Origin of the sequence: Paenibacillus cisolokensis (assembly GCF_050481165.1) — a bacterium.
In the GTDB taxonomy this organism is placed as follows: domain Bacteria; phylum Bacillota; class Bacilli; order Paenibacillales; family Paenibacillaceae; genus Paenibacillus_AH; species Paenibacillus_AH cisolokensis.
The window spans coordinates 32,808-45,603 of the sequence record NZ_JBCNFP010000023.1 but is presented as its reverse complement, the minus strand read 5'-3'; the positions used below and the strand labels follow the sequence as shown (position 1 = coordinate 45,603).

Genomic DNA, 12,796 nt, shown 5'->3' with positions numbered 1-12,796 from the left:
ATCATGTACCGGTTGCTCATTATCGACGACGAAACGATTATCGTGAACGGGCTACACGAATATTTTCTGAAGCGCTGCCTCAAGGATGTCGAAATCGTGCTCGCTTATTCAGCCGAAGAAGCGGTCTCGTGGCTGGACGCGATGAAGATCGACGTCGTGCTGAGCGATATATGCATGCCCGGCATGGACGGAATGGAGCTGCTCGGCCATATCGAGAAGCGGTGGCCGCGCTGCAAAGTGATTCTGCTCACCGGCCACGACAAATTCGATTACGCGCACCGGGCGCTGCGCAGCGGCAGCGTGATCGATTACATTCTGAAAACGGAAGGGATGGAGCGAATCGGCGAAGCGGTCGACCGGGCGCTCGCGGCGGTGAAGGACGAGCTGTCGGTCTATCATCAGAAGGAATGGCTGCAGCGGGAGCTTCCGAAAGCGATCGCCCAACTGCAGCGCCAGCTGCTGCTGGACGTGCTGCGCCGGACGGAAGAAGCGTCGCTGCGGGGCTTGCAGACGGAGTTCGACGCCGTGAAGCTGCCGCTGTCCGCCGGCGAGCCGGTCCTCGTCCTGTCGCTCTTCGTCGAGGACTGGGGAAAATATCAGTCCGTTCACGAGCGGGATCTGATGCTGTTCGCGATCGGCAATATCGCGGAAGAGCTGCTCGGCTCGCGAACCGTCGCCAAGTGCGTGCCGTACGACGGCCGATCGCTGGTCGGCCTCATTCAGCCGCAAGGAGCGCCGGACGGGACGGCGGAGCGGGAGGAGCGCGCCGCCAGTTTCGCCCACGGCACGCTGGAGACGATTCAGGAGGTATGCCGGGATTTGTTCGGCATCCCCGTCTCCGCCGCGGCGAGCGGACGCTTCCTTCCGTTCGAGAAGCTCGCGCGGGAAGCGCACCGGCTGAGGCTCGCCGTGCTGAACGGCGGGTTCAAGGGGAACGAGAGGCTCACCTTCGTGCAGGATGAAGACGGGGGCAGGGGAGCGGACCCGTCCGGCAGATTGTCCGCGCAGTATTTGCTGGAGCAGATGCGGCAAAGCCTGCTGGAGAGCGGCGGCGGGGAATGGACGGAGCATTACGGCAAGTTCGTCCGACTCTTTCCGGAGGATGGTCCGGAAGATCCGTTCGACCGGATGCTGGTGCTCCAGGCGCTGTGCCGCCTGTGCATCGTCTGTCTGGAGGAGCTCGGCCTGAAGGATCGGGCCGTATCGCAGGCGAACCTTGCCGCCATGCTGCATTTCGGCGCGCATACCCGCTGGGTCGAGCTGGTCGCATACTTCCAATCGCTGCTGGAATGGATGCAGAATGCGCGAAGCGATCATTTGCGCCTGACGGAATCGAACCTTGTCGGACGCATCCATTATTTTGTCCGGAACAATCTGGGCGGCGATCTCTCGATGTCGCGCATCGCGCGGGAGGTGTCGCTCAATCCGTCGTATTTGTCCAGATGGTACAAGCAGACGTGCGGCAAAGGGCTTTCGGAGTACATTCAGGAGGCGCGGGTGGAGCGGAGCAAGGAGCTGCTGCGGACGACGGCGTGCAGAATTCACGAAATATCCGAGATGCTCGGTTTTGCGGACCCCCATTATTTCTACCGTTTCTTCAAAAAGGCGGTCGGCTGCACGCCCCAGGAGTACCGCAACCGGAACGCGTCGTGACGGCGCCGCCACGAGGCGATGTAAAGAAAAGATACCGAATGTCACAAGCTTCCACTACTTGCGTTCAGCCTCCTGCGGCTACAATGGACAGCGAAAGCCAAATCCGACAGAGATGCGAGGGAGGTTCTGCGGTGAAAACTTACTTGAAAAGATCGCTTGCGACGGCCGGTTTGCTGGCAATGGCGCTGACCGCGGCTTGCGGCAACGGCGGCGGGGAAGCCCGCGGCGGAGCGGAGGGAGGCGGGGACGGCGTGCCGTCCGGACCTACGGTGGCGGATACAGGCCCGCTCTCCAAGTACGATCCGCCGATTACGGTACGGTCCGTCATGAACGACGTGGGCAAAGATTTCCTGGCTCCCGGGGACACGCTGGAAGACAACATCTGGCTCAGAGGGTACGAGAACGAGCTCGGCATCAAGATCGAATACGACTGGATCGTGGAGCGGGCGAACGCCGGCAACAAAATGAACGTGACGCTCGCGAGCGGCGATCTCCCCGATATTTTCCCGGTCAACCAGACGCAGTACAAGCAGCTTCTCGAGGCGGGGAAAATCGCCGATTTGACGGACGCCTACGAAACGTACGGCTCCGAGCTGCTGAAGCGGTTTTACGGCGAAGGCGGAGACGGTCTGAAACCGGTCCGGCATGAAGGCAGGCTTTACGGGCTGACCGATTACAGCGGATCGCTCGACACGGCGCCGATGGTGTTCATCCGGACGGACTGGATGAAGAAGCTGAACCTCGAGCCGCCGAAGACGATGGACGATCTGATCGGGATCGCCGAGGCGTTCGCTACGCAAGACCCGGACGGTAACGGCAAGAAAGATACGTTCGGCATTCAGCTCAACAAAGATTTGGACGGCGGCTGGACGATCAAGCTGAACGGGTTCGCGAGCGCCTATCGCGCCTATTCCGGGACATGGATCCGCGACGAATCCGGCGGCATCGTATACGGCAGCATTCAGCCGGAGATGAAGACGGCGCTGGCCAAGCTGCAGGAGCTGTACCGGAACGGGGTGATCGATCAGGAATTCGGCACGAAGGACGTCACCAAAGCGTCCGAGTCGCTGATCGCGGGCAAGGCCGGCATCTTCTTCGGCCCGCTCGCCTCGCCGTTCGCCATCGGCGCGATGGCGAAGGAGTCCGGGGCGGACTGGATGGCCTATCCGATCCCGTCCGCGGACGGCGAGCCGACGGTTGTGCCGAACCAGATTCAGAACTCCACCGTCTATGTCGTGCGCAAAGGTTTCGAGCATCCAGAAGCGCTCGTCAAACTGCTCAATTTCTCCGTCGAGAAGCTGTACGGCGAATCGGCCGAGAAGGAAGCCGCCGACTACCTCGGCCCGTCCGGCCAGGGCTTCCAGGTCGTGCCGGTCAAAATTTTGCAGCCGAACAAAAACTTGACGATATACCAGAACGTCACGAGCGCGCTCGCCTCGAACGATCCGGCCAAATTGAACCGGGAAGAGAGGAGTTATTACGACTTCATTCAAAAATATCGCAGCGGCGAGGATCCGGCGCAGTGGGTGTATGAGCGGATCTTCGGTCCGGAGAGCACAATTGCCGTCGTCAAGCATTATGTCGACAACGATCTGCTCATGCTGAACCAGTTCAGCGCGCCGCCGACGGCCACGATGGCGACGAAGAAGGCGACGCTCGACAAGCTGGAGCTGGAGACGTTCACGAAAATCATCTACGGCGAGTCGCCGGTCGACGAATTCGACAAGTTCGTCGAGAACTGGAAGAAGCTTGGCGGAGACCAAATGACGCGGGAAGTGAACGAAGTCTCGGAATAGCGTCAACGAAAACGGAGGGGACGATAGTCGTATGAAGTTGAAAACGTTGGAAGCGCGGTTCGCGGTGCCGGACCCGCATTACGGTCCGGTGCCGTTCTGGTGGTGGAGCGGCGAGGAAGTGACGGAGGAGCGCGTTCGCTGGCAGCTGCGAAAATTCCGCGAGGGCGGTCTTCGCAACATCGGCATCATTCACCTGGCGCCGACCGGACCGCAGTACGGCTCCTGCGGGGACAGCCCCGCCTTCATGAGCGAGGAATGGTGGGTTCTGTTCGAGGCGGCGCTGCGGGAGGCGGAGCGGCTCGGGATGCGGCTCTGGTTTTACGACCAGATCGGCTTCTCGGGGGCGAACGAGCTGGCGCGGCTCGTCGCCGCCCGGCCGGAGTTCGCCGGCTACCAGCTGCGCCGATTGGGCCCGGAGGAAGCGCTCCCGGACGGCGCCGAGCCGCTGCTCCGAACGGAGCGGCACCGGTACGCGGCCGTCCGTCAAGGGTTCAACTGGCTGGACGCGGAGGCGGCGGCGGCTCTGCTCGACCGGGTGCACGGCGAGCTGGAGCGGCGCTTCCCGCACGATCTCGGCCGCACGATCGCCGGAAGCTTCCAGGACGAGCTGCCGCCGCTGCCGCTCTGGTCGCCGGACGTGCCGGCGCTCTACGCAGAGCGCCACGGCGAGGACCTGATCGCGGCGCTTCCCGCGCTGTTCGACGACATTCCGGGAGCGGAGGAGGTGCGGCGGCGGGTATACGCGATCGCGGCCGAGCTGGCCGAGCGGGCGTTCTTCATCCCGCTCGGCGAGTGGCACCGCCGGCACGGCATGCTGATCGGCTGCGACCAGGCCGGCCCCGCCCGGCGGGTGGACGTGCACGCCGCGCAGCGGCTCTATCTCGATTACTTTCGCACGCACCGCTGGTACAACGCCCCTGGCGCGGATATGGAAGGCGAGATCAAGCCGCACGCCTCGATCGTCCATGCGAACGGCGGCTCCCGGGTATGGCTGGAAGCGTTCCATTCGAGTGGCTGGGGCGGCACGATCGAGGAGACGATGCACTGGCTCGTGCCGTGGCTGCAGGCCGGGGCGACGCTGTTCAGCCCTCATGCGGTCTATTACTCTACCCGCGGCGGCTGGTGGGAATGGGCGCCGCCGGATACGGGATGGCGGCAACCGTATTTCGAGCATTACGGCATCTTCGCGGATACGGTCAGCCGGGTGTGCGCGCTGCTCAGCGAAGGGACGCATGTCGCCGACGTCGCCGTTCATTATCCTTCGTATGCGGCGGTCGGCTATCTGTCCCTGGACGACGTCAAGCCGTTCGAGCACCCGATGGCGGCCTCAAACCGCGATCCGAATCCGCATGTGACGCGGCTTCGGGAGGCGTACCGCGACGTGGCGGGCGCGATCAACCGGCGCGACGCCGAAGCGTTCCCGGGCGTCCTGCGCAGCCGGCATCTCGATTTCGACGTCGTGGACGATTCGGCGCTGGCTCAAGGGGACGCCGCGGACGGCACGCTCGCCATCGCGGGCGAGCGTTTCGCCGCCCTCATTCTTTGCGGCACGGCGACGATGGACCGGGCCGCGCTTGAACGAGTGCGGCAAATGCTCGAGGGCGGCGGGCTCGTCGTCGGCGTGAACGTGCCGGAGGAGGAGCGGGCGGCGCTGCCGGGAGTGATATACGTGCAGACGGCGGAGGAAGCGGCGGACATCGTCGAGCGCCGAGTGGCGCGGCGGGTGGAAGGGCCGGGCCTCACCCTGCAGCGCCGGACGGAAGATGCGGACATCTTCCTGCTGCTGCCGAAGGACGGGGCGCTGCTCCGCATGCACGAGCCGGCGGACGAGACGGCGAAGCCGCCGGGGCCGGCCGAGTACCGTCTCCGCACGCCGGGTACGCCGCGGCTGTGGGATCCGGTGAGCGGCCGGACCGCCGATCTCGCGTACGTGCGCGAGGGCGAGTGGGTCCGGCTGACCGTCGAGTTCTGCGATTGGCCGGCCGCCCTCGTCGTCTGCGCGGCTGAGGGCGAGGCCGAAGCGGAGGCTGCCGCAGCGCTGGATATGGACAGCGCGAAGGCGCCGGCAACGCCGGGGGCACAGCCGTCGGCACGGTCCGTCCCCCCGGCACCGATGGCGCCGGCGGCCACATTGCTGGTCCCGGCGTCAGCAGATACTACGTCCCCGGCGGCATACGTCGCGGCATTCGGAGGCCGCATGCCGGCTCGGCCGGCCGGTTTGACCGGGGACGCGGTCGTAACGGTGACGCCGCAGGAGTGGCGGGTGCGCGTCGATCCGACGCTGGACAACCGGTACGGCGATTTCGACCTGCATAACGAACGGCGCGGCCAGATGCCGCCGGAGCGGCGCATCGTACTCGTTCGCACCGAGCGCGGCGCCGAAGACGGCATGGCGGCGGGCTGGCATCTGCAGGGGACGGACGAGGAAGGCTGGACCGAGCGGCTGTGGAGCGAATCCGCGTACTGGCTTGCGCACAAAGGCGAGGCATTCGACGAAGCCGAGGCACAGCCGCTCGTGTACAGCACGGTATTCGGCGACCTGGCGTTCCGCACCTGGGCCGGCCGGATGGGCCGCGTGCCCCGCCGCTTTCTGCATCTCGGCAAAGCGGACAAGGGCGAGCGCGTATGGGCGCGGACGTACGCGATCGCGCCGCGCGCCGGACGGTACTGGATCCGGACCGAGAGCAACGCCGACATTGCCGGCTGGATCGACGGCCGCGCCATCGATTGGTCGGGCGGCCCGGAAGAGAAGACGGCATGGATCGAGCTGCGGGAAGGGCCGAACGAAGTTCTGCTGCGGGCGGAAGCGCGGGCGGGCGGGATGCAGCGGGCCGGCGTCGAAATCAGCGCCGACGCCGGCGATCCGCTGCCCAAGTGGATCTATGCCGGGCAGCCTTCGTCCGCTTCCTTCCTGAGCCGGACGCTCGCCGCGCCGGCCGGCCGCGAAGTGCGCAAGGTGCGCGTCGTCTTCGCCGCCCGGGGGCGCGCGATCATGCAGGTGAACGGCGTCACGGTAACTGAGCACGGCGATTTCAATCCGTATATCCGGCAGGGTCAAGAAGAGGTCGATATTACCGGCTACTGGCGGGATGGCGACAACGAGGTGAAGTTCGTGCTGCCGGAAGGCAAAGGCGAGGTGTTCGCGGACGGCCGGATCGAGCTGGCGGACGGCGGCGTCGTACCGTTCTGCACCGGGACCGACTGGCAGGACGAACGCGGAGAAGCGCCGCTCGTCCTGCACAGCGCCGTCCTGCCGTTCGCCGAGACGGAGTCGCTCTGGATCAACCCGCGGCCGCACCCGCTGCCCGGGGTCGGCTGGCTGATGCCCGACTCGGTGCCGCAGTTGCCGCCGGTGCCGTTCGCGGCCGACCTGGAAGCTCTCGGCAAGCCGGTCTGGCTGCGCTTTCCGCTGCCGGTCGGCGCGCATCGCATGCATCTGGCCGCGGCGGGCGCCGCGCGCGTCTGGATCGGCGGCCGGGAGACGCCTTGCGCGGGCGGCGTCGTCTCGTTCCCGCCGCAAGACGCCGGGACCATCGCGGCCATCCGGATCGAACCGGCCGGCATGGAGACGGAAGCGGCGGTGCTGGAAGCCCCGGTCCGCTTCGACATCGTTCCGTTCCGCGGCGAACTCGGCGACTGGCGCACCGCGCTTCATCTGCCGCATCACAGCGGGGCCGTCGAATACGAGACGGTGGTGGAGGTCGCCGCGGAATCGGAGGCATCGCTTGATCTCGGTCATGTGCGGGGTACGGCCGAGGCGTGGATCGACAGCAAGCCGGCGGGCGTGCGCGTATGGCGTCCGTACCGTTTCGCGCTTGGCAAGCTCGAACCCGGTCCGCACCGGCTGCGCGTCCGGGTGACCAATACGCTCGGTACGCATTACGAGCACGGAAGGCCGACGAGTCTCGTCGGCGCCGACCCGACCGTAACGTATTGGGATCGGACGCATAGGCCCGAATGGCAGGCGGCGTTCCCGTCGGGCGGCCTGTACGGTCCCGTTCGGATCGATTTGGCAAGCGTGAACAAGGAGGAGTAGTAGATGGAGAAGGGATTGGACCGGGAGCAGCTGTCGGGCTGCCTGACGCCGTTCAAATGGGGCAGGCCGGTGCTTGTCGGCTCCGGCGAGCCGGGCGCTTTCGATTGCCATGCCGTCGATTGCCCGTACGTGTTCCGCCATCATGACAGGTTTTATATGATGTATGTCGGCTTCGACGGCAAGGGTTACCAGACGGCGCTTGCGGTAAGCGACGATTTGCTGCATTGGGAGCACATGTCCACGATTTTGCGGCGGGACGAAGGTTCCGGCTGGGATTCTAGAAATATCGCCGGCACCTGGATCATGCGCGACAACGATATGCACGGTCCAGGCACGTTGAAGCGGTGGAACGGCAAATATTGGCTCGCCTATCATTCGTACCCCGGCGACGGCTACGAGGAAGGATCGGCCAAGATCGGTCTCGCCTGGACGGAGGACGAGAGCCTCACGACATGGCACCGGCTTCCCGATCCGATCCTTGCGCCGGAGGACGGTGAGGAATGGGAGCGCGGCGGCCTTTACAAGGAATGTCTGCTGGAGCACGACGGCACGTTTTACCTTTTTTACAACGCCAAAAACAAAAACCGCGGCCGGTGGGTCGAACAGACCGGAGTCGCGACTTCGACCGATCTCGTACAGTGGCGGCGCCATGCGGACAATCCGGTCATCCGGGTGACGCCGGACGCGTGGGACAGCGGATTCGTCAGCGATCCTTGCGTGCTGCGGGACGGCGACCGTTGGGTCATGTTCTTCTTCGGCTACGACTACAAGGCGGCCCAGGAAGGCATCGCCTTCTCGGACGATCTGCTGAACTGGACCAAATATCCCGAACCGATCATCACGGTCGGGAAGGAAAGCGAGCTGGACGCGATTTTCGCGCACAAGCCGTCGGTCATTACGCACGAAGGCGTGCTGTATCATTTTTACACCGCCAGCAGACGGCCGCGGGAGGGGGACCGGACGTGCAACATTTTCCCGGAATTCCGCACGATTACGGTCGCGACGTCGCGGAAGCTGACGGAATGATGGTGCGGGAGGAGGGACCGGGATGAAGGAATGGTTTCACGGCTGCCTCGAAGTGCGGGAAGTGGGCGGGGGGATGATGCCGCTTCGCTTTACCGATGCCCAGATCGATTTTTTCAAAGGGCGACCGCACCTGTTCCGCTGCTACAATGCCGCGGGCATTCGGCTTGACGTCGTGACGGATTCTCCGTTTATCCGAATGCGCTATCGCGTAACCCTCAAGCCTGGAACGACGGAGCGGCTTCACTTCGACCTGTTCATCGACGACGAGCCTGCCGGCAGTCCGGGGGAGACGTTCACAGGGGAAGGAGCGGGCGAATGGACGGCGGAGCTGCCGATCCGTGCCGGATCCCCGCGCCGCGTAACGGTCTGGCTTCCGTATCTGGCCAGCGTTGCGGTGGACGAATTGGCGTTCGCCGATGGGGCTGTCTGCCGGCCGGGGGAGCCGCATGCGCGGAATCTCCTCTGCTTCGGCGATTCGATTACGCAGGGCATGAACGCGGCCCGTTCGTCGGAGACGTATGCGGCGCTCATTGCCCGCCGATTGCGGATGAATTTGCTCAACCAGGCGATCAGCGGGTTCGTCTTTCACCCGGACAAGATCGATCCCGATCTGCCGTACCGTCCCGATCTTGTGACCGTCGCGTACGGCACGAACGACTGGACGGTTTGCAAGTCGCACGGGCAGTTCGAGCGTCAGGCGGACGGCTTCATCGGCAAGCTGGCCGGCCTGTATCCGGACGTGCCGATTGCCGTTCTGTCGCCGCTGTGGCGGTCGGACATGGGGGGCGCCAGGCCGAGCGGCGCGTTCACGGACATTCACAGAACGCTCGAAGCGATATGCGATTCCCGGAGGAACGTTCATTATATCGACGGCTTGACGCTCGTCCCGCATCGGGACGAATATTTCGCCGACGGCCTGCATCCGAACGACCGGGGGTTCCATCACATGGCGGACCGGCTCGCAGAGCGGCTGCCGGCCATTCTGGCGCCGGAACCCGCACCGGGGGACAAGAGCCTCGCGCGCGAGGTCCCGTAAGGCGGTAAAGCGCTAAGGGTAGAAAAGCCCCGCGCTCCTCACGCCAAGGCGGTCCCTGCCTTTATCGGATGATCCTCGCTTTACTGCTATTGAAGTTCATGCTTTGCGAAGCTGCGCTTTACTCCGTAAAACGCTCAGGAGGTTTCCATGCCCTTAACTATTGCGAAGCTATGGATCGAAGGACGCCATAATCCGCTCGGCATCGATGCCGAAACGCCGCTGTTCGGCTGGTCGTTCGGACCTGCCGAGACGCAGTACCAGCGCGCTTACCGGATCGCCGTCGCTTCGACCGAAGAACGGTTGGCGAACGGCATTGCCGACGTATGGGACAGCGGAACGGTCGAAAGCGGCCGGCACACCTCGGTGCGTTACGCCGGTCCCGCGCTGGAGCCGAGACGGTCCTATTTTTGGCGCGTCACCGTCTGGGACGATGAAGGCGGGCAGGCGGAGAGCCCGTTAGGCTTGTGGGAGACGGGACAGCTCGGAGCGGACAACTGGACAGGGCGGTGGATCGGCGCTCCTGCCCAATTGGATCCCGCCAAAGCGGATTCGGCTTCGACAGATCCGGCCGCAGCGAAAGCAGGTTCGGCCGAACCGAAAACGGCCGCAGCGATAGAGCGCCTTCCGCTCCCGCAATTCCGCCGCGTCTTCTCCATCCGGGGGCCGGTTCGTCGGGCGCGGATTTATATCAGCGGTCTCGGCCATTACGAGCTCCGGCTGAACGGAACGAAAGTCGGCGACAGCGAGCTCGATCCCGGCTGGACCGATTACGACCGGACGGTGCTGTATGCGGCGCACGATGTCACGGCGGCTTTGCGGCAGGGCGAGAACGTCGTCGGCGTGCTGCTCGGCAACGGATTTTACAACGTCGCCGGCGGAAGGTACGCGAAATTCAAAGATTCGTACGGAGAGCCGAAATGTCTGGCGGATCTGTTCATTGAATACGAGGACGGCCGGACGGAGACGATCGGAACGGACCGGACGTGGAGGACGGCCCCGAGCCCGCTGACCTTTTCCTGCATCTACGGCGGAGAAGATTACGACGCCCGGCTGGAGCAGGAAGGCTGGGACGCCCCGGGCTTCGCGAAAGACGGGGGCTGGACTTGGGCGGCCGAAGTCGGCGCTCCTTCCGGCAAGCTTATCGCCCAGCCGTCTCCCCCGGTGAAGGTGATGCGCCGGTTTCAGGCTGCGGCCGTGACGGAACCGAAGCCCGGCATTTTCGTCTACGATCTCGGACAAAACTTCTCCGGATGGCCGGAACTTGAGACGAGCGGACCGGAAGGGGCGCGCATCAAGCTGACGCCGGCCGAACTGTTGACGGAGGACGGCATGGCCAATCAGAAATGGTCGGGCTCGCCCTATACGCTGAACTATACGCTGAAAGGCGGCGCCGCGGAGAGATGGCGGCTGCGGTTCACCTATTACGGATTCCGCTACGTGCAGGTGGAAGGGGCGGTCCCGGCCGGGCATGCGGCCGCGTCGGAAGGGAAGCCGGTCGTCCTGGGGATCGAAGGGCAGATGCTGTACCCCGACGTCCCGGCTGCGGGCGGCTTTCGCTGCTCGGACCGGATGCTGAATCGCATACACGAACTGATCAATATGGCGGTCTTGAGCAACATGAAGAGCGTCTTCACGGACTGCCCGCATCGCGAAAAGCTCGGCTGGCTCGAGCAGGTCCACCTGATGGGCCCGGCCGTTATGTTCAACTACGATATCGAAGCGCTTCTTGCGAAAGTGTTGGCGGACATCGCCGACGCCCAGCAGCCGAACGGCATGGTGCCGACGACCGCGCCGGAATACGTCGTCTTCCGGGAGCCGTGGCACATGTTCCGGGACGCGGCCGCCTGGGGCGGCACCTTCATTCTGTCGGCATGGGAGATGCTGCAGCGCTATGGCAACCTCGCCGTGCTGGAAAGACATTACGAGGGCATGAAGCGATACGTCGACTACCTGTCCGCCAAATCGGACGGACTCATCCTCCGGGAAGGGCTCGGTGACTGGTACGACATCGGGCCGAAAGGGCCGGGCTTTTCCCAGAATACGCCTGTCCCCCTGGCAGAAACGGCGATTTTCTACGGACTGGCCGTCGTGATGGACAAGATTGCCCGTCTTCTCGGGCGGTACGATGACGCTTCCGCGTTCGAACGGCTCGCTGCATCGATCAAAGCGGCGTTCAACGACGCCTTCTTCGACCCCGCTGAAGCGAGCTATGCGGAAGGAAGCGATGCCGCACTCGCCATGCCGCTCGCCATCGGACTTGCGCCTGAGGAGCACCGCGCCGCGCTGCTTGACCGGCTCATCCGCAATATCGAAGGGCGCGGCTGGCAGACGACGTCCGGCGACGTCGGCCATCGCTACGTGCTGCTCGCGCTAGCAAGAGGGGGACGTTCGGACGTCATTTTTCGCATGTCCTGCCATACGGACAAGCCGGGCTACGGTTACCAGGTCGCGAACGGCGCGACGACGCTGACCGAAGCGTGGGACGGCCCGACGGTCGGCAAATCGCAGAACCATTTCATGCTCGGGCATCTCGAGGAATGGCTGTACACCGGACTTGCGGGACTTGATTACCGCTATCGCCCCGATACCGGGCGGTTTGCCGTAACGGTTAAGCCGCATGCCGCGGACGGGATCGACTGGGCGGAAGCCTGGTGCGAGCTGCGGGCAGGACGGGCAGGGGTGCGTTGGGAGCGGGAAGAAGGGACGCTTAAGATGAAAGTCGACATTCCCGTCAATGCCGAGGGGACGATCTTCATTCCCGCGGCGTCGGCAGACGATGTCGAGCTTCAAGGCCCCGCCGCCGAACTGCTGAAGCTGGAGGCCGGCTACGCCGTGCTCCGAACCGGCTCCGGCAGCTTCGTCTTGACGAGCAAAATCGGGGCGGGCGCGCGCCGGTAAGCGCGAAGCGGCATGACGCAAGCCGTCGTTGCCGCAGACTTTTATGTGCAGCCCCCGGGCAGCCAAGGATGTCCCGTCTGACGGAAATGGCGTCAGGCTCCGGCGTCTTTTCCGGGCGCCGGAACGAGACTTCGTTGGCCAAGCCGCCGATGCAACGGACAATCGTTCCGCTATTGGTGCTTGCCAAGGCCGATTTCCCGATTAAAGGGACTCAGAATCCGCTATTTTCGGGAATATGCCGCAATTCCGAGCTATCGGGAGGCGATAACGGAATCTGAGTCCGAAAAGCGGCTAAGATCGGGGCGTTCCCCCGGAAATAACGGAATGCAAGTCCGTTTGCATCTGACGTAA

The 12,796-nt window shown here is 64.3% G+C and carries 6 protein-coding genes; all 6 read left to right on the top strand.

Annotated features, from left to right (window positions below; genetic code table 11):
* Positions 1-3: 3 nt before the first annotated feature.
* The gene (locus ABEV74_RS04475; protein WP_430143706.1) at positions 4-1,653 is read left to right on the top strand and encodes a response regulator; all 1,650 of its coding nucleotides are present in this window, start codon (positions 4-6) and stop codon (positions 1,651-1,653) included.
* Between the two features lie 131 nt (positions 1,654-1,784).
* On the top strand, positions 1,785-3,449 hold the full coding sequence (locus ABEV74_RS04470; RefSeq protein WP_430143705.1) for an extracellular solute-binding protein: 1,665 nt from the start codon (positions 1,785-1,787) through the stop codon (positions 3,447-3,449).
* 31 nt (positions 3,450-3,480) lie between these two features.
* Positions 3,481-7,485, top strand: a complete 4,005-nt coding sequence (locus tag ABEV74_RS04465) for a hypothetical protein (protein WP_430143703.1) — start codon at positions 3,481-3,483, stop codon at positions 7,483-7,485.
* Between the two features lie 3 nt (positions 7,486-7,488).
* Positions 7,489-8,511, top strand: a complete 1,023-nt coding sequence (locus ABEV74_RS04460; protein WP_430143702.1) for a hypothetical protein — start codon at positions 7,489-7,491, stop codon at positions 8,509-8,511.
* A gap of 22 nt (positions 8,512-8,533) precedes the next feature.
* Positions 8,534-9,547 (top strand): SGNH/GDSL hydrolase family protein, encoded by a 1,014-nt coding sequence (locus ABEV74_RS04455; protein WP_430143700.1) that lies wholly within the window; start codon positions 8,534-8,536, stop codon positions 9,545-9,547.
* A gap of 147 nt (positions 9,548-9,694) precedes the next feature.
* Complete coding sequence (locus tag ABEV74_RS04450; protein ID WP_430143698.1) at positions 9,695-12,445, top strand: family 78 glycoside hydrolase catalytic domain; 2,751 nt, start codon at positions 9,695-9,697, stop codon at positions 12,443-12,445.
* Positions 12,446-12,796 lie beyond the last annotated feature (351 nt).

Coding starts and splice junctions, on each gene's coding strand:
- ABEV74_RS04475 (WP_430143706.1), top strand. CDS start 4: ATGTACCGGTTGCTCATTATCGACGACGAAACGATTATCGTGAACGGG.
- ABEV74_RS04465 (WP_430143703.1), top strand. CDS start 3,481: ATGAAGTTGAAAACGTTGGAAGCGCGGTTCGCGGTGCCGGACCCGCAT.
- ABEV74_RS04460 (WP_430143702.1), top strand. CDS start 7,489: ATGGAGAAGGGATTGGACCGGGAGCAGCTGTCGGGCTGCCTGACGCCG.
- ABEV74_RS04455 (WP_430143700.1), top strand. CDS start 8,534: ATGAAGGAATGGTTTCACGGCTGCCTCGAAGTGCGGGAAGTGGGCGGG.
- ABEV74_RS04450 (WP_430143698.1), top strand. CDS start 9,695: ATGCCCTTAACTATTGCGAAGCTATGGATCGAAGGACGCCATAATCCG.